The following is a 17184-nucleotide window of genomic DNA, read 5'->3' on the forward strand; positions in this document are numbered from 1 at the left end:
TTCCTATTGCCAGCTCCATTATATGGAGGAGTTCCCGAGTGGCCAAAGGGGGCAGACTGTAAATCTGTTGCGTTTCGCTTCGATGGTTCGAATCCGTCCTCCTCCACCAAAAGTAGACAATTTGTCTACTTTTTTTATTATAAATGAATATATCTTGAAAATAATTTTTATGGGGATTTTTTATATTGACATATATAATATAAAGTGTTAAAATCAGATAGCGTAAAAATTAATAACTCTTATCAAGAGAGGCGGAGGGAAAGGGCCCGATGAAACCCGGCAACCTGTGTGTTACACAAGGTGCCAATTCCTGCAGAATTTATATTTCTGCGAGATAAGAGAGAGAATAGTATTATTAGTCTCTTCTTATCGAGGAGACTTTATTTTTTTGAAAAATAAAGTCTGAGTATTGTTTTAAATGAAAGGAGAAAAAAATGAAAAGATTATTTACTTCAGAATCAGTTACAGAAGGGCATCCAGATAAAATCTGTGATCAAATTTCGGATTCAATATTAGACGATATTATCTCTAAAGATCCATATGCAAGAGTAGCTTGTGAAACTACTGTTACTACAGGAATGGTTATGGTAATGGGAGAAATATCTACATCATGTTATGTGGACATTCCTAAAATCGTAAGAAAAACAGTAAAAGAAATTGGATATGATAGAGCAAAATTTGGCTTTGACTGCGAAACATGTGCAGTATTAACTACAATAGATGAACAATCTTCAGATATAGCACAAGGTGTTGATGAGGCTCTTGAATCAAGAGAAGGGGATATGGACAAGATTGATGCAGTAGGGGCTGGAGACCAAGGTATGATGTTTGGATTTGCAACAAATGAAACTCCAGAATTTATGCCTGCACCTATAGCAATGGCTCATAGACTTTCAAGAAGATTATCAGAAGTAAGAAAGAATGGTACATTAGAATATTTAAGACCAGATGGAAAGACACAAGTAACAGTTGAATATGATGGAGATAAAGTTAAAAGAATCGATGCAATTGTTATTTCAACACAACATGGACCAGAGGCAACTCAAGAACAAATAAAAGAAGACATGATTGAGCATGTAATTAAAGCTGTAATACCTGCTGAACTATTAGATAGTGAAACAAAATATTACATTAATCCAACTGGAAGATTTGTTATTGGAGGACCACAAGGAGATTCAGGTCTAACAGGAAGAAAAATTATAGTTGATACCTATGGCGGATACGGAAGACACGGTGGTGGAGCATTCTCAGGTAAAGATCCAACTAAGGTTGATAGAAGTGCTGCTTATGCTGCTAGATGGGTAGCTAAAAATTTAGTTGCTGCAGGTGTAGCAACTAAATTAGAAATAGAATTAGCATATGCAATTGGAGTTGCAAAGCCAGTTTCTATAGAAGTTGATACTTTTGGTACTGGAAGAATAGCTGATGATAAAATAGTAGAAATCATAAATAAGGTTTTCGACTTAAGACCAGCTGCTATAATAAGAGATCTAGACTTAAGAAGACCAATATTTAAGCAAACTGCTGCTTATGGTCACTTTGGAAGAACAGATTTAAACCTTCCATGGGAAGAATTAAACAGAGTTGAAGAAATAAAAGCTTTACTATAATAAAAAATTAAAGTAATAGTTTTTTACAATGAAATACCCCCAGGATGTCATTGACATTCTGGGGGTATTTGTTTTTTTATGCTTTAAATATAATTTTTCCGTTTACAATTGAATATTTAATATTAATATTATCATCAAATAAAACTAAATCTGCATCAAAACCTTCTTTGATTAAGCCTTTTTTATTATCAACTTTGCAGTGCTTAGCTGGATTATAAGTAGCCATTTTAACAACTTCATACAAAGGATAATTAGAATTATCAAAAACATTCTTAACAGCTTTATCAAGAGTTAAGATTGAGCCTGCCAATGCTCCATTTTCAAGTCTAGCAGCCCCATCTTTTACAAAAACAGGCTGACCTCCTAATGAGTACTTCCCATCAGGCATACAACAAGCTTCCATTGCGTCGGTAATCAATAGAACCTTATCTGTAGTTTTAGTTTTATAAGCTACTCTTAGAGATGGGTAAGCAATGTGAATTCCATCAGAGATAGTTTCTGTAGTAATATCAGTATCAAAAATTGCACCAATAGCTCCTGGCTCTCTATGGTGTAGTCCAGTCATTGCATTGAATAAATGAGTAGAATGAGAAATTCCAGCCTTGATACCAGAAACTACTTCATTATAAGTTGCTTTTGTATGACCAACTGAAACCCTTACACCTTTAGAGTTTAGGTAAGATATTAATTCAAGGGCACCATCAACTTCAGGTGCAACTGTAATAGAAGTAACAGCATCTTCAAATCCACTAACCATTTTATTATATGTTTCAACTGATGGTTTTTGTAAGAAGTTTGGATTTTGTGCGCCTATAGCTTGTGGGCTAATAAAAGGACCTTCTAAGTGAGCACCTAAGACATTTGCTCCATCTGTACCATGAGTTTTAGCATATGATATTGCTTCCATTGATTTATGTATGTCTTCAACTGCTACTGTCATTGTAGTTGGAGTAAAGGATGTTGTTCCATGCTTTACTATATTTTTAGCTATTTCATTTATAGCTTCAAAGGTACCATTCATTGTGTCATAACCACCAGCACCATGGATATGAACATCTATAAAGCCAGCAGATAGATATAATCCTTCGCCATCGATTATTTCATTAGTATCATAGCTTGAGGGATTTAGTGATTTAATTTTTCCGTCTTCAATAAGAACAGAACCTTTTTCAATTTTATCTAAGTAAATTATATTGACATTTTTAATTAACATTAATGTCACCCCCTAAAAATAGAATAGCTTCAAATACTATTTCAGTCAACTATTAAAGAGCGATTTAAATAGTATAAATTGTGGTATAATCTTAATATATAAGTTAAAAAGTTAAATTATAGTTAGTTATATTTAAGCAGGAGAGATGTTATGGAAGAAGTAAGTGGAGTTGTGGAAAGTATAGTTTTTCATAACGAAGATAATGGATATATGGTTGCAAAGCTTTCAAATGGAACCACAACTTTTACAGCTGTAGGTGTTGTACCTTATATAAAGGAAGGACAGAACTTAAAGATAAAAGGAGAGTGGGTCTTGCACCCTAGCTTTGGGAGACAAATAAAGATAGAAGAATGCGAAGAAATAGTTCCTAATACAGTTGAAGGAATTGAAAAATACTTATCTTCTGGTGTAATTTATGGAATTGGGCCTATTACAGCAAAAAAAATTATTGCGAAGTTCGGTGAAGAATCTCTAGATATTTTAGATAAGAATATAGATAGATTAAGGGAAATTGAAGGAATTGGAGAGAAAAAGTTTCTCCTAATAAAAGAGTCATATGAAGAACAAAAGGAACTAAAGAATATAATTATTTTTTTTCAAAGTCATGGAGTAACTACTAATCAGTGTATTAAAATATATAAAACACTTGGCAGTGATTCTATTGCAGCTGTTAAGGAAAATCCATATCTACTTTGTGAAGAAATTTCAGGAATAGGATTTAAAACTGCAGATAAAATTGCTAGAAGTATTGGAATTGAAGCAGATTCTCCATTTAGAATTGAGAGTGGGATAAAGTATATAATTAATGAATTTTGTGCAAATGGGAATACATATATGCCAAAGGAAAAATTAATAAAAGAGGGAAGAGAAGTTTTGACTGTTTCTGAAGAAGTGATAACTCAGAATTTAATTAATTCTTGTGCAGCACAAAAGTTAATTTTAGAAAAAATACAGGATAAGGAATGTGTTTTTACACTACCATATTATTATTGTGAAATAGGTATAACTAAAAGAATATTAACCCTTTCGGTTGCAAACTTTCAAAAAATAAATACAGATATAGAATATGAAATATCGAGATTTGAAAGTGCTAATGATATTAAATTCGCACCATCGCAAAAAAATGCCATAATGGGGGCATTTACAAATGGAATAGAAATTATTACTGGGGGTCCAGGAACAGGAAAAACTACTATAATTAAATGTATAATTAGTATTTTTGAAAAGTCATCATATAAAGTAGTATTAGGAGCCCCAACTGGAAGAGCAGCCAAAAGAATGAGTGAGTCTACTGGAAAGGAAGCTAAAACTATCCACAGACTATTAGAAATGGGGATTTCTGACGAAGAAGAAAGAAGCTTTTTTGGTAGAGATGAGGCTAGTCCACTTGAAGCTGATGTAGTAATTATAGATGAGGCATCTATGATTGATGTAATGGTGATGAATTCATTATTAAAGGCTATTAAAGTTGGAACTAGAGTAATATTTGTTGGTGACGTAGATCAATTGCCTTCAGTAGGACCAGGAAATGTACTTAAAGATTTAATTGAAAGTGAATTTACGGAAGTAATAAGACTTAAAGAGATATTTAGACAAGGAAATGAGAGTATGATAATAGTAAATGCTCACAAAATAAATCAAGGTGAAATGCCTCTGTTAAATGATAGAGATAAGGATTTCTTTTTTATTAAAGAAGAATCCTTAGATAAAGTGCTATCAACTTTAATAGACCTTGTAAATGTAAGATTGCCTAAATTTAATAGCGAATGGGATAAGCTTAAGCATCTTCAAATTCTCTCACCGATGAAAAAAGGATTATTGGGTGTTAGTAATTTAAATACACAATTACAGCAAATACTAAACCCTCCTGCTTTTAATAAGAAGGAAAAGGCATTAAAAGAAGGGGTTTTTCGCGTTGGTGACAAGGTGATGCAAACTAAGAATAACTACACTTTAAAGTGGAAGAGGATAAGTGGAGCTGGGGAACCAGAAGGTGTAGGTGTTTTTAATGGTGATATGGGATTCATTCATTCAATAGATGAGGAAGAAAAAACTTTGACTGTAGTATTTGAAGAAGAAAGAAAAGTTGTATATGATTTTATATTTCTAGATGAACTAGATTTAGCGTATTCAATTACAATTCACAAAAGTCAAGGAAGTGAATTCCCTGTGATAATAATACCTTCATATATGGGATCTCCATTTTTAATGAACAGAAATTTATTATATACAGGTATAACAAGGGCTAAAGAATTAGTTGTTATAGTAGGGTCAGTTAAGGCTTTAAAGTTTATGATTGAAAATACTAAGTCTATGGAAAGATTCTCATCTTTAAAATATAGAATTAAAGATATAATTACTCATGAGGCTTTTATTAATACGTAGAATAACTAAACTAATAACTTGAATATATTCAAGAGAGGATAAATAAGATGGAAGTAGAAAAAAATAATTTGAAAGAATTGAACTTTGCTAAAAATAAAATTAATTCATGGTATGCCAGAGAAGGAAATAAAATGCTAAATATTATTTCTAGGCCATATAATAGCTCCATCCTATTTTCAGAGATAATATTTAGTTTGTTAAAAAAGAACAAAAAGGTTGTTTATATCATTAATGGGTATGACAATAACTGGGAACTGATTAAATATATTAAAGAACACTTAGGTGATATAAGATATTCCTATGTAAAACAATTGAATGGAACAATAGAAAATGGGGTTCTTTATTTTATAAGTTCTTCCAATGTTGATGTATTAAAAGAAGAAATTGAGTTAATAATTTATGATGATATAACTAGCTTTTCAAATTGTTCAAAATTACAGATAACAGAGAGAATTGAAAGAGTATATAGATATACTAATAAGATTATTATCTATTCAATAGAGAGTGTATTTAATAATATACAAAAGCTTGAATTGGGAGGCATTCTTAATTCTTATCCAATGATTGAGCCAAGGTTCATAACAACTAGAATTAATCTTGAAGAAGATATTCCTTACTTATTATATGAGTATTTTAAGTGGTTTAAAGAGAATGGAAGAAGAGTTGTAATCCATACTCCAAGCAAAGATTCAGCGGATAAAGTCTATGAACTTTATAAAAATAAAATTTCTATTTTTTCAGATGTAACTGTTATTAGGTTTAGCGAACAAGATGAAATAAAAAAATTTGAAAAAAGAATAACTAATCAAAAAGAACCAGTAATGATAATTACGGAATATATAGGAGAATCCTTAAAAACCTTTGGGAATATTGATGTAATAGTATTGAAAGCTCATAAAAGTAGGTTTGATTATAAAAAAATAGTTTTTCTTTGTGGAAAAGTTGGTTATAGAAATAGTGAATTTGGCGAGATGATTTTAGTGGCAAATGAGATTACATCGTCAATGGAAAAAGCAAAGGAGATAACAAGAGAGTTAAATAAATTAGTATGGGAGAAGCAATAAAAGCTATACTAAAATACCTTTTTGAATGTTTTTTAATAATTATTTATCCTAAAAATGATAAATGTTCTATTTGTGGGAGACTAGAAGAAGAGGAAGTTATATGTAATGTATGCAAAAAGAAATTGATAAAAGTAACTAGTCCGGAGATAAGAGAATATAGACAAAATATATATACTATTTATTCATGTGTATATTACACCAAAGAATTAAAAACATTAATAATAAACTTTAAAGAAAAGAGAGAATTTTATACTGGAGATTTTCTAATAGGTTTATTAATCGAAGGTATGAAGGAATGGAATATCAAGGGAGACGTCATAACTTATGTACCACTTAGCAAAGATAAGGAGAAAAAAAGAAGGTTTAACCAGTGCTTGTACTTGGCAAAAGGCCTAGGAAAGTATTATTTCATACCTACTTCTCCATTGTTAGCTAAGAAGAAAAATATAGGAGAACAAAAAAAGCTTACAAAAAAGGAACGTTTTAAAAATGTTGAAGATGCCTTTTATACCAATAATATAGAGAGTATTAAAGGAAAGAAAATAATTCTTATTGATGATATTTTTACAACGGGAGCAACTGTAATATCATGTGCCAGAGAATTAAAAAAAAGTGGGGCAAAGGAAGTAAAAATATTGACTATTGCAAAAAGCAAGCTATAATAGAAAGAGAATAAAGCTAGGTTTGTGGTTGAAAGTCGATGCCAGTCGCAGGCAAAACGATCCACGTAAGTTAAACAAAGTTTTAATGAGCATGGTGCGGTATAGAGGTAAGTCCTGCCAATTTTTAAATTGAGAGAGCTAGTAGTGAGAGGTTAATTCCGGGTAGCAAAAGTTCCAGCAGGCGAGTGTGGGGTCAAAAACCAGGTCAACTAGCTTTATTATATATGAATAATGCGGTATAACAGTTTTTTAATAGCTATTATACCGCATTATTTTTTATTATTCCCACATGTTTCCCACATCAGTGAAATATTAAAACTTTGGAACATTTATTTTATACATCTCCAAAGCTTTTTTTGTACTTTCTTTATTAACATGAGTATAAATTTTATCAGTAATCTCTGAACCTTTTTTATGACCTACTATTGATTGCGTTACTGATTCAGGAATATTATCAAGAGCCATTTGAGTTACGAAAGTATGCCTAATTTGGTGGAATGTCCTATATTTTATTTCTAAAGTATCTAGAGCCTTTCTCCAGTGTCTAATCACAAATCTTTTATCTAATGGATTACCAAGTTCATCTGTAAAAACAAGATTGTTTTTATTATTATAACTACTACCAGATTTTAATTTATCGATTTTATTTTGTAATTTAGCTAGTTCCCACATTTTATCAAAACTACTCGGATATTCGATATCTCTAACAGAGCTTAAAGTTTTAGGAACAGTTATTTTTACAGTTTTATCAATAACAGAACCATCAGTGGAAAAATTCTTAGATTTTCTTACTGATTTTTTTATATGCATTACTCTATTTTTTAGATCAATATCATCCCAACTTAAAGCCAGTATTTCTCCTTCACGCATTCCTAATGAAAAGGCTAAATAAGCCATTCCAGCAATTCTACTTTTAGTTTCAAATAAATACTTTAGGATGATATCTCGCTCATTAAGTGTGATAACTTCAATTTCTTTCACGTTTTTTTCTTGTAAATATGCTATTTGACCAGGAATTTTTACACTCGAACATGGGTTTTTCATTATAGCATCAGTATCCACTTGATAATTAAAAAACCTTTTTATAAGCTTATAAATTTTAGAGAGCAATGGATAATTCTTTCCCTTTTGAGAAAGTTCATTAAAAAATGTTTGAACCATAATAGATTTTACATTACTAATTTTCTTGATTCCTAAACTAGAATCCTTAACATATAACCGATAGATAGATTCATAAGTTTCAAATGTGCTTGCTTTAATGCCACTAGGGAGTATTACTTCAAATAACCATGCCTTAAAAGCGTTGTTTACTGTTTCATCTCCAGCATTTTTATTTATACCATTCTTAAGATCTAACTTATATGCATCCCTTTTAGTTTCAGCTTCTTTTTTACTTTTACCATAGAACTCTTTTCTAATAACTTTCCCATTACTATCTCTACCTATTGTTAATGTAACTCTATAATAATCAATTCCATTTTTGTTGTAATTAGTTTTTACAGCCATCATGTATCACCTTCCTGTATATATCTTATATCATTAGCATTTGGTTCTTCACAGGTAATTAATTCCCCTTTCGGTATACAGTTGACTTTTTGATTTTCTCTATATATAACTTGTCCATTTATTTTTATATATAATATATTCTCACCCACCATTCAAATACCCCCTAAAAAATACGAACTAATGTTCTCATGATTATTATAACACTTTGAAAAGTTATTTCAATAAGTTAAATATAATTTATATATTAATAAAAAGATTATCACACATACAACCAGGAAATGTAATTGTCGGTATACAGAATTTGTCGACACTATTTTCTATGGTGAGATAAATTAACTTAAAATAGAACAATATTCTATTTGTTTAGCTTAATTTTGGATATAAAAAAACAGTAGATTAATTTATCTACTGTAATTAATTATTTTTTATTTTTTGCATCTTCAATCAATTTATTTACATCAAAGCCGACTGCTTTAAGTCGTTCGATTAAATTTAGCACTTCTTCAGGTGATAAATCATGAGGATAATTTTTATTTATAGCAATTTCTATGTCATCACCATCTACATTTGCTTTATATATTTTTGCATTTCGGTCATCAGTCCTACATAAGAGGTAATCTGTGGATACATCTCCCATTTCTGCGATTCTTACTATCATATCTAAGTCAGGTTTTCTATTATTATTCTCCCAATTAGAAACTGCAACCTTAGTAACATTAAGTTTCTTACCAAATTCTTCGCCAGTTAAATTCATGTTTTCTCTTACATTTTTAATTCTATCACCAATAGTATTCACTTAGAAAACCTCCTTACATATATATTATATAGTTTATTAGCATAATGAAAACAGATGTTATCATAATGAATATTTTTTAGAGAAAAGTAATAAAATAGTATTGACAGTTATCATATTGATAACTATAATAAAAACATATCCAGTAATCATATTGATAACTTGACGAGGAGGTGAATTGATGAATAAAAAATTAGTTGCATATAGAAAAATGATAGATATAACTCAACAGGAAATGGCAATAAAATTGGGTATATGCCTAACAACTTATAATCATAAAGAAACAGGTAAAAAAGAGTTTAGCCAAAAGGAAATGGTATCTATTACAGATATTATAAAAGAAAAAATACCTGATATAACGATGGATGATATTTTTTTTAATAATTTAGTTATCACTTTGAAAACTACATCATAAATATTTTGTGCAATTTGCTGAAAAGAAAACTAGGGAAAAGGTGGATGTAGGGAATTTGTTCTTTGGAGGAGTTCCCAATGGTTTTAAAAACAAAAGAGTACAGAAAGAAGAATGGATGGTCTATAAGTCAATTAAGCTATAAAAGCAAAGTAGCTAGAAGCTATATTACAGAGCTTGAAGAAGCGAAATATGATAATCCAGGAGTCCAAATAGTTTGTAAATTTTGTAAAGCATTTAAGGTCACACCAAATGATCTTATAGATGAAGGTTTATGGAAATGGTGGTAAAGGAGGAACTTACATGGAAATAACACAGGATATTCTTAAACAAACATTAAAAGAAGCGTTAATAGATCTAATTCCTAGAAAAGAGGAAAAAGCAACGATGACAATTGCTGAATGTGCAAATTTTACTGGTATTGGCAGAGATAAGCTAATGGAACTGGCACATGCGAATAATTCTGATTTTCCTTGTTTTAAGGTTGGAACTAAATTCTTAATTAATAAAGAAATGCTTATGACATGGTTAGAAAAAGTAACTAGAGAGGGTAGAACATTATAACTAGGAGATTTATTTATGGATCATGTACTAACTTCTTTATAAAAAATTTTAATAAGTAAAAAAACTATATACTTTCTCAATCTATTCTATTCATCAATAAAAATATTATTACTAAAAAGGAGAGGATAATTTGAAAGAATTAATGATTAAACAAAAGACACTGGACAGTAGGGAAGTTGCACAAATGATTGGTAAGGAACACAAAAATTTATTAAGAGATATTAAAGGGTATATTGAAATTTTGGATGGCTCAAAATTGAGCAGTCATAATTTCTTTGTAGAAAGTACTTATACGAACTCTCAAAACAAAGAGCAACCATGTTTTTTACTAACAAGAAAAGGTTGCGATATGGTAGCTAACAAAATGACTGGAGAAAAAGGAGTTTTATTTACAGCTGAGTATGTAACTAGATTCGAGGAAATGGAAAAAGAACTCAATCCAATGCTCAATGGAAACTTAAAAGCAATTTTACTTATTCATGCAGAGGTAGGAGAACTTCTAGCAGCTACAAGTCATATTGAAACAAGAGTTGAAAGTTTAGAAAATACAATGACAATTGATTACTCACAACAATTAACTCTATGTGAAATCGCAAAGCATATTGCAATAGAATCGATGGGTGGAAAAGATACACCTAGCTATAAGAATAGCAGCTTAAGATCTAAAGTGTTTTCGCAAGTATGGAAAGATTTTAAAGAATACTTTCAAGTTAATTCATATAAAAATACAGCCGTTAAGGATTATGAAAAAGCTAAAGAGTATCTAGGAAATTGGAAAGCTCAAGGTAAGATACTAAGAGAAATTGAAGATTGCAATAACCAAATTGAGTTGACATAACATTTTGATATGTAAAGGGGGAGTAAAGGGATGAATGTAAGTAGAAGGAAAAAGGAAAGTATTTGGGATTTCTTGCAAGGTTTAGCACTTCTAATAATCGTATTTGGTTTCATGTTTGCAATGGCTTGCGAGATTTATCGATAGGAGGGGTGCCATGGGAATATTAAGGGACTTATTGGAACATGAAGGTGAAGTGAAAGAAGAACTTTCAAATGGATTAGATTTAAATGCTGCTCTTAGAAAAGCAAAGGAAAAGTATATAAAAAAAGACTGCCAAAGCAGCCCAAATAAAAAACCTAACTTTAATATAGACCATATAGAAGAGAAATTCAAGAATAATATAGAAGATGGTCAAGTCTATACAGAACTTACAGGCAAAAGCTTAGAGATAGAGCCTAAAGAAATAAGAGATAAATTGGAGGATTTGAAATGAGAATAAGTTTAAGCAAATTAATACTTAAGAACTTTAAAGGTATAAAAAACCTAGCAATGGATTTTGCAAAAGTAACAAATATCTATGGAGAGAATGGAACTGGTAAGAGCACAGTGTTTGATGCCTTCACATGGTTACTCTTTGATAAGGATAGTCAAGATAGATCAAAATTTGATATACAACCTTTAGATGAAGAAAATAACGTTATTCATATGTTAGAAACTGAAGTACAAGGAGTGCTCAATATTGATGGAAGAGAAATATCATTAACAAAAGTACTGAAAGAAAAATGGGTAAAAAAACGTGGTGAAGTTGAGTCAGAGCTTAAAGGAACTGAAACTTCATATTACATTGATGAAGTACCAGCGAAAATGGGAGAATACAAGGCTAGAATCAATGAAATTATTAATGAAAACATCTTTAAGTTAATTACTAATCCTTTATATTTTAGTACAAACATGAAATGGCAGGATAGAAGGGGAATTATCCTCAAAATTGTTGGAGATATAACCAATGATAAAATCATAGCTTCAAATGAAAAGTTACAGGGTTTAGCTAATCTATTAGATAACTCAAGCATTGATGAACTAAAGAAAAGTACATCAGCTAAAAAGAAAAAGCTTATGGATGATAAACAATCAATTCCATATCGAGTTGATGAACTAAACAATTCAATAAGAGAATACGACTTTGATGCTTTAGAGTTTCAAAAGAAAAATATACTTGGATCTATATTTGCTGTTGAAGAAAAGCTTATAGATAGCAATAAGGTTAATGAGGAAATGCTCAAGAAACAAAATAAACTATATAAATTAAAAACTAGGCTTAATGAAATTGAATATACAGCTAAAAGAGAAGCTGAAAAACCTAAGGAAATTTTAAAGGAATCTTTGTATAAACAGAAAGCCAACCTTTCAGCATCGAACAATGACTTGACATTAATAACTAGGGAATTAGAAAGCAATAATCTCATAGTAAGTAGATTGGAAAAGGATATGGCAGCGCTAAGAGAAAAGTTTGATGAAGTTCAGACTACTCCATTCGAAATTGATGAAAGTAAGTTTATATGTCCTACATGTAAAAGACCTTTAGAAGTTGAAAATATAGATGTTCTTACTAAAGAACTTACAGAAAATCATAATCAAAATATTTCAAAGCAACTTGCTTCTATAAACGCAGAAGGTAAAAGAAAAAAGGAAGAATTAGAGAAAATTAAAATCAAAATAGAGAGCAATACATCTGCAGCTGAAAATATTATGAATTGTATTAAAGAAGTTACAGTTTTATGTGAAGATTTAGAGAATAAGATAGCTGAGTTTGTTCCAGTAGTCGATTTGGATTCTAACAACCAGTATCAAATTACTTTAAAAGATATTCAAGAAGTTGAAGCTAAACTTAATCAGCCTGTAGAAGTTGACCAAGATACCCAGGAACTTAAGAATAAAAAAATAGAACTTCAAGCAGATCTAGACCAGATAAATAAAAACTTAGCTGCTAAAGATATAAATCAAAGTACTAAAAATAGAATTTCAGAATTATTGGACCATGAAAAGGCTTTGGCTCAACAAATTGCAGATTTAGAGAAGACAGAATATCTATGTGAGGAGTTTATAAAAGCTAAGGTTAATCTTCTTGAAAGTAGCATAAATGAAAAGTTTAAGTATGTAAAATTCAAGTTATTTGATGTTCAAGTTAATGGAGGAATTAATGAATGCTGTGAAGCTCTTATAGATGGAGTTCCATTTAGTAATGCAAATACTGCAAGTCAATATAATGCTGGACTTGACATAATAAATGCTCTTTCAGAACATTACAGTGTTTATGCTCCAATATTTATAGACAATAGAGAATCAGTAAATGAGTTAATAGAAACGAATTCTCAAATTATAAATCTTATTGTTAGTAATGATAAGTCATTAAAAATAGAAAATCATGAAAGTGAGGTTGCTTAATATGGAAAATAAATCACTAGCAGTTCAAGAAAAAAACATTTCGGATAATGTATTGAATAGAGTAAAAGCATTAGAAAAGGAAGGAAATCTTCAATTCCCTCCAAACTATAGCTATTCTAATGCTATAAAGAGTGCATGGTTAATGCTTCAAGAGACAGTTGATAGAGATAAGAAACCAGTACTTCAAAGTTGTAGTCAAGTAAGTGTAGCAAATGCTCTTTTAAATATGGTTATTCAAGGTTTAAGTCCTGCTAAGAAACAATGTTACTTTATAGCTTATGGCGGAGTATTACAGCTATCCAGAAGTTATATGGGAACTGTAGCAGTAACTAAAAGATTAAAGGGCGTGAAGGATGTAAAAGCCTACTGTATATATGATGGAGATGAATTTGACCAGGAATATGACATTGATACAGCCACCCTTAAGATAACTAAGTTTAATCCTAAATTTGAAAATATAGATATAAGTAAAATTAAAGGAGCCTTCGCAGTGGTAATTGGTGAAAATGGTCCAATACACACTGAGGTAATGAATATAAATCAAATCAAAAATGCATGGGGACAAGGAACTTCATATAATAGCGGTAAATCAACAGCTCATAACAAATTTACTGAAGAAATGGCAAAGAAAACAGTTATTAATAGAGCTTGCAAGATGTTTGCAAACACGTCAGATGATAGCGATATTCTTATTGAAGCATTTAATAACTCTGATAAAGAGTCCTATGATGATAAAGAAATTGTAGGAAGTGTTGATTATGAGGTTAATGAAGAGATTAAAGAAAAAGCAAATACAAAAGAAATTGACATAGAGACAAATGAAGACAATCTGCATGTAATTGATGTTGTGCCTACCCCTTCAAATACTAAACAAACAAAGCTTGAAGTACCAGGTTTTTAACTATGAAATTGAAAGTACTAGGGAGTGGTAGCAAAGGAAATTGCTACCTGCTCCAAGATAATAATGAAACATTAATAATTGAATGTGGAATACCTTATAAAACCATTCTAAAAGGCTTAAATTTCAATCTTAGCAATGTGGTGGGATGTTTGGTAAGCCATGAGCATAAAGACCATTCTAAAGCATATTGGGAGTTGTTGAAAGCTGGAATAGATGTTTATACAAGTAACGGAACTATAAGAGCAATTCTAAAAGAGGATGAAGCGATTGAAACTTACCACAGGTTACACTTTATTAAATCAGAGGTTCAATTCAAAGTTGGTGGTTTTACAGTTTTACCTTTCACTGCTGAACATGATGCTGCTGAACCATTAGGATTTTTAATACATCATGAAAACTTGGGAAAGCTCCTATTTATTACAGACAGTTATTACTGCAAATATAAATTTAAAAATTTAAGAAACATCTTAATAGAATGTAACTATAGCAAAGGGATATTGAATGAAAATTTGGAGAATGGATCAGTTCATCCAGTACTAAGAAATAGATTGATTAAGTCCCATTTTAGTTTAGATAACGTAAAAGAATTTCTAGAAGCTAATGATCTTAGAAAAGTTAATAATATTGTTCTTATACATCTAAGTGATAGTAATAGTAATTCTGGTGAGTTTAAGGATCAAATTGAAAGGCTTACTGCTAAGCCAACATATATAGCAAACAAAGGATTAGAGATTAATCTAAATCTTTAGGAGGTAACTTTAATGGCAGAAATAAAGTGGATAAAGATAACTACTAATATGTTTGATGATGAAAAAATAAAATTAGTTGATGCAATGCCTGAAAGAGATACTATATTTTACATTTGGATTAGGTTATTAGTTCAAGCAGGAAAGACTAATGCAAATGGATATATCTTTCTTAATGAGAATGTCCCATATACAGATGAAATGTTGTCCACTATTTTTAATAGACCTTTAAATTCAGTAAGGCTTGCACTAGATACCTTGTCCCATTTTGGAATGATACATGTCCAAGCGGACAAACTAATTCAAATAGCAAATTGGTCAAAGCATCAAAACATTGAAGGTATGGACAAAGTAAGAGAACAAAATAGATTAAGGCAACAAAGGAAGAGAGATAAAGAACAATCTAATCTATCAATTGTTTGTCCTAAAGAAGATATGTCACGTGACAGTAACGTTACAGTCACGGAACAGAATAAGAATAAGAAAGAAGAATTAGATAAAGAAGAAGATAAAGAAATAACTACTACTAGTAGTAATAGTATAAAAATTTCAAATGTACAAGTTTTTAAACATTTTGAGAAATGTGGATTTAGATTAAGTCCAATTCAATTTGAAGAAATAGCTGCTGATATTGAAGTGTATACTGCAAATTGGGTAATGGATGCAGCTAAAGAAGCAAGTGATAGAGGTAAACTTAATTACTCATATGTCAAAGGCATTTTAAGTAACTGGTCATCCAAGGGTAGGGAAAGCAAACCTAAAAATACAAAAGATACATTTCAACCTAAAGAAAAATCTAAGCTTAGATTTGATAATTTCGAGGGAAGAAATTATGACTATGATGATTTAGAGAAGAAACTTCTTGGTTGGGATACTGATTAATTAATTAGGGGGATGGTTATTGTGGAAGAAATATTAAAAGAAGCTGTAAAGCTACTATTTGACAATAAAGTTAAGAACATTGAAGAAGCAATTAAAATGGCAACAGAGGTTATAAACACTAAGTTGAGCATAGATGAAACAATTCAAGGTTTAAGAGAAATGGAAAAAGAAACTGAAAGACTTAATGCAATGGTAAACAATTATGGCTGTCAAGCTGGAAGCAGATTAAAGAAAGACTTAAAGGTATTAAGAAATGCTATAGCATATATAGAAAACTCGTATGAGGACGAGAGAGGGGATTTAGATACATCTAAGGCGTTATTTATCCTAGAACAGAAAGCAGGCTATAATAACGCATATTATGTGAACAAACTATATGAAGAATTAAGAGAATACGAAGAATCACTAATAAATGGAGATAGAGAAAATCAACTTGAAGAAATACTAGACATCATACAAATGTCAGTTACAAATTTAGCTGAAGTTTTACAACCTACAGAAACAGAACTTCTTCAAGCAATAGAAAAGCATAATGAAAAGTTGTTAGTAGACAGGCACTATAATGCAAAGCAAGTAGCTTTAATATTCAACTTCTTGGGGGTGTAGTCATGGAAAGACCAATACTGTTTAATACTGAAATGGTTAAGGCTATTTTAGAGGGAAGAAAGACATGTACTAGAAGAGCTTTGAAGCAACCATTTGAAATACATCCAAACGGTTTTATAACTAAACCAAGAGGGAATGAAAGATTAGTACCATATAAACCAATATATCAAGTAGGTGACATACTTTGGGTAAGAGAAACATGGTCCAAAGTAGAAGACTTTGTTAATTATGCAGAAGTTGAAATGGATAAGAATTTAAAATACCTATATAAATGTGATGACAATGGAAAAGAACATTCTTTTATAGATGTTGGAGTAAAGAAGTGGCACCCTTCAATCCATATGCCTAGAGATCTAGCAAGAATATTTCTTAAGGTTACTAATGTACGAGTAGAAAGACTTCAAGACATAGATTTGGATGGAATGCATAAAGAAGGTATTCTACCAAGTTGTGTATGTGGGGGATTACAAAAGCAATTACAAGAAGAATATTTTAAGCCTTTATGGGATGGACTTTATAAGAATTGGGATGCTAATCCTTTGGTATGGGTAATCGAATTTGAGAGAGTTAATTCATAATCTGAAAATTATACAAAGGAGTGAGAATTAATGGAATTG

At 30.6% G+C, this 17184-nt stretch carries 19 protein-coding genes, 1 tRNA gene and 1 riboswitch; of the genes, 16 read left to right on the forward strand and 4 right to left on the reverse strand.

What is annotated here, in order from left to right:
- The first annotated feature begins 24 nt into the window (after positions 1-24).
- Both L1S47_RS15425 and metK read left to right on the forward strand, forming a co-directional pair.
- Positions 25-109, forward strand: a tRNA-Tyr gene (locus L1S47_RS15425).
- A 127-nt stretch (positions 110-236) separates the two neighbouring features.
- A riboswitch (SAM riboswitch) is annotated at positions 237-341 on the forward strand.
- A gap of 93 nt (positions 342-434) precedes the next feature.
- Positions 435-1610: a methionine adenosyltransferase gene (metK, locus tag L1S47_RS15430; protein ID WP_238884425.1), complete on the forward strand. Its 1176-nt coding sequence runs from the start codon at positions 435-437 to the stop codon at positions 1608-1610.
- 76 nt (positions 1611-1686) lie between these two features.
- Here metK and nagA read toward each other — a convergent pair whose 3' ends face one another.
- Complete coding sequence (nagA, locus tag L1S47_RS15435; protein ID WP_238884429.1) at positions 1687-2823, reverse strand: N-acetylglucosamine-6-phosphate deacetylase; 1137 nt, start codon at positions 2821-2823, stop codon at positions 1687-1689.
- Between the two features lie 150 nt (positions 2824-2973).
- Here nagA and L1S47_RS15440 point away from each other — a divergent pair, with 150 nt between their 5' ends.
- Genes L1S47_RS15440 through L1S47_RS15450 form a run of 3 tightly spaced genes read left to right on the forward strand, consistent with a single transcriptional unit; the run spans position 2974 to position 6934 of the window.
- Entirely contained in the window at positions 2974-5208 is a 2235-nt protein-coding gene (locus L1S47_RS15440) for an ATP-dependent RecD-like DNA helicase (protein ID WP_238884431.1), read from the forward strand.
- A 47-nt stretch (positions 5209-5255) separates the two neighbouring features.
- Positions 5256-6272, forward strand: coding sequence for a hypothetical protein (locus tag L1S47_RS15445; RefSeq protein ID WP_238884432.1), 1017 nt, complete (start codon positions 5256-5258; stop codon positions 6270-6272).
- A complete protein-coding gene (locus L1S47_RS15450; protein ID WP_238884434.1) occupies positions 6257-6934 on the forward strand; it encodes a ComF family protein in 678 nt (225 codons plus the stop codon). The genes L1S47_RS15445 and L1S47_RS15450 overlap by 16 nt, the downstream gene beginning before the upstream one ends.
- Positions 6935-7246: 312 nt before the next feature.
- Here the strand turns inward: L1S47_RS15450 and L1S47_RS15455 are convergent, their stop codons facing one another.
- The 3 genes from L1S47_RS15455 to L1S47_RS15465 form a co-directional block, all read right to left on the reverse strand.
- Complete coding sequence (locus L1S47_RS15455) at positions 7247-8443, reverse strand: site-specific integrase (RefSeq protein WP_238884436.1); 1197 nt, start codon at positions 8441-8443, stop codon at positions 7247-7249.
- Positions 8440-8592 (reverse strand): hypothetical protein, encoded by a 153-nt coding sequence (locus L1S47_RS15460; protein WP_238884437.1) that lies wholly within the window; start codon positions 8590-8592, stop codon positions 8440-8442. Before L1S47_RS15460 ends, L1S47_RS15455 begins: the two co-directional genes overlap by 4 nt.
- A gap of 266 nt (positions 8593-8858) precedes the next feature.
- Positions 8859-9236: a helix-turn-helix transcriptional regulator gene (locus L1S47_RS15465; protein ID WP_238884439.1), complete on the reverse strand. Its 378-nt coding sequence runs from the start codon at positions 9234-9236 to the stop codon at positions 8859-8861.
- 178 nt (positions 9237-9414) lie between these two features.
- Here L1S47_RS15465 and L1S47_RS15470 point away from each other — a divergent pair, with 178 nt between their 5' ends.
- The 11 genes from L1S47_RS15470 (at position 9415) to L1S47_RS15520 (ending at position 17145) form a co-directional block, all read left to right on the forward strand.
- A complete protein-coding gene (locus tag L1S47_RS15470) occupies positions 9415-9648 on the forward strand; it encodes a helix-turn-helix transcriptional regulator (RefSeq protein ID WP_238884440.1) in 234 nt (77 codons plus the stop codon).
- Positions 9649-9725: 77 nt separating this feature from the next.
- Positions 9726-9935 (forward strand): helix-turn-helix transcriptional regulator, encoded by a 210-nt coding sequence (locus L1S47_RS15475; protein ID WP_238884442.1) that lies wholly within the window; start codon positions 9726-9728, stop codon positions 9933-9935.
- A gap of 13 nt (positions 9936-9948) precedes the next feature.
- Positions 9949-10209, forward strand: coding sequence for an excisionase (locus tag L1S47_RS15480; RefSeq protein WP_238884443.1), 261 nt, complete (start codon positions 9949-9951; stop codon positions 10207-10209).
- A 130-nt stretch (positions 10210-10339) separates the two neighbouring features.
- Positions 10340-11047 (forward strand): Rha family transcriptional regulator, encoded by a 708-nt coding sequence (locus tag L1S47_RS15485; RefSeq protein WP_238884445.1) that lies wholly within the window; start codon positions 10340-10342, stop codon positions 11045-11047.
- Positions 11048-11201: 154 nt separating this feature from the next.
- Positions 11202-11480, forward strand: coding sequence for a hypothetical protein (locus L1S47_RS15490; RefSeq protein WP_238884446.1), 279 nt, complete (start codon positions 11202-11204; stop codon positions 11478-11480).
- Positions 11477-13432: an AAA family ATPase gene (locus tag L1S47_RS15495; protein WP_238884448.1), complete on the forward strand. Its 1956-nt coding sequence runs from the start codon at positions 11477-11479 to the stop codon at positions 13430-13432. Before L1S47_RS15490 ends, L1S47_RS15495 begins: the two co-directional genes overlap by 4 nt.
- A 1-nt stretch (position 13433) precedes the next feature.
- Complete coding sequence (locus tag L1S47_RS15500) at positions 13434-14333, forward strand: RecT family recombinase (RefSeq protein ID WP_238884449.1); 900 nt, start codon at positions 13434-13436, stop codon at positions 14331-14333.
- A 2-nt stretch (positions 14334-14335) separates the two neighbouring features.
- Positions 14336-15082 (forward strand): MBL fold metallo-hydrolase, encoded by a 747-nt coding sequence (locus L1S47_RS15505; RefSeq protein WP_238884451.1) that lies wholly within the window; start codon positions 14336-14338, stop codon positions 15080-15082.
- A gap of 12 nt (positions 15083-15094) precedes the next feature.
- Complete coding sequence (locus L1S47_RS15510; RefSeq protein WP_238884453.1) at positions 15095-15961, forward strand: phage replisome organizer N-terminal domain-containing protein; 867 nt, start codon at positions 15095-15097, stop codon at positions 15959-15961.
- Positions 15962-15982: 21 nt separating this feature from the next.
- Complete coding sequence (locus tag L1S47_RS15515) at positions 15983-16567, forward strand: hypothetical protein (protein WP_238884455.1); 585 nt, start codon at positions 15983-15985, stop codon at positions 16565-16567.
- Positions 16568-16569: 2 nt separating this feature from the next.
- The gene (locus L1S47_RS15520; RefSeq protein ID WP_238884460.1) at positions 16570-17145 is read left to right on the forward strand and encodes a hypothetical protein; all 576 of its coding nucleotides are present in this window, start codon (positions 16570-16572) and stop codon (positions 17143-17145) included.
- Positions 17146-17184: the final 39 nt, after the last annotated feature.

The sequence above is a fragment of the Clostridium sp. YIM B02551 genome (genome assembly GCF_022324735.1).
GTDB classification, from domain to species: domain Bacteria; phylum Bacillota; class Clostridia; order Clostridiales; family Clostridiaceae; genus Clostridium_T; species Clostridium_T paridis.

Coding starts and splice junctions, on each gene's coding strand:
- L1S47_RS15505 (WP_238884451.1), top strand. CDS start 14,336: ATGAAATTGAAAGTACTAGGGAGTGGTAGCAAAGGAAATTGCTACCTG.
- L1S47_RS15500 (WP_238884449.1), top strand. CDS start 13,434: ATGGAAAATAAATCACTAGCAGTTCAAGAAAAAAACATTTCGGATAAT.
- L1S47_RS15510 (WP_238884453.1), top strand. CDS start 15,095: ATGGCAGAAATAAAGTGGATAAAGATAACTACTAATATGTTTGATGAT.
- L1S47_RS15450 (WP_238884434.1), top strand. CDS start 6,257: ATGGGAGAAGCAATAAAAGCTATACTAAAATACCTTTTTGAATGTTTT.
- nagA (WP_238884429.1), bottom strand. CDS start 2,823: ATGTTAATTAAAAATGTCAATATAATTTACTTAGATAAAATTGAAAAA.
- L1S47_RS15445 (WP_238884432.1), top strand. CDS start 5,256: ATGGAAGTAGAAAAAAATAATTTGAAAGAATTGAACTTTGCTAAAAAT.
- L1S47_RS15440 (WP_238884431.1), top strand. CDS start 2,974: ATGGAAGAAGTAAGTGGAGTTGTGGAAAGTATAGTTTTTCATAACGAA.
- L1S47_RS15475 (WP_238884442.1), top strand. CDS start 9,726: ATGGTTTTAAAAACAAAAGAGTACAGAAAGAAGAATGGATGGTCTATA.
- L1S47_RS15520 (WP_238884460.1), top strand. CDS start 16,570: ATGGAAAGACCAATACTGTTTAATACTGAAATGGTTAAGGCTATTTTA.
- L1S47_RS15480 (WP_238884443.1), top strand. CDS start 9,949: ATGGAAATAACACAGGATATTCTTAAACAAACATTAAAAGAAGCGTTA.
- L1S47_RS15460 (WP_238884437.1), bottom strand. CDS start 8,592: ATGGTGGGTGAGAATATATTATATATAAAAATAAATGGACAAGTTATA.
- L1S47_RS15470 (WP_238884440.1), top strand. CDS start 9,415: ATGAATAAAAAATTAGTTGCATATAGAAAAATGATAGATATAACTCAA.
- L1S47_RS15455 (WP_238884436.1), bottom strand. CDS start 8,443: ATGATGGCTGTAAAAACTAATTACAACAAAAATGGAATTGATTATTAT.
- L1S47_RS15490 (WP_238884446.1), top strand. CDS start 11,202: ATGGGAATATTAAGGGACTTATTGGAACATGAAGGTGAAGTGAAAGAA.
- L1S47_RS15495 (WP_238884448.1), top strand. CDS start 11,477: ATGAGAATAAGTTTAAGCAAATTAATACTTAAGAACTTTAAAGGTATA.
- metK (WP_238884425.1), top strand. CDS start 435: ATGAAAAGATTATTTACTTCAGAATCAGTTACAGAAGGGCATCCAGAT.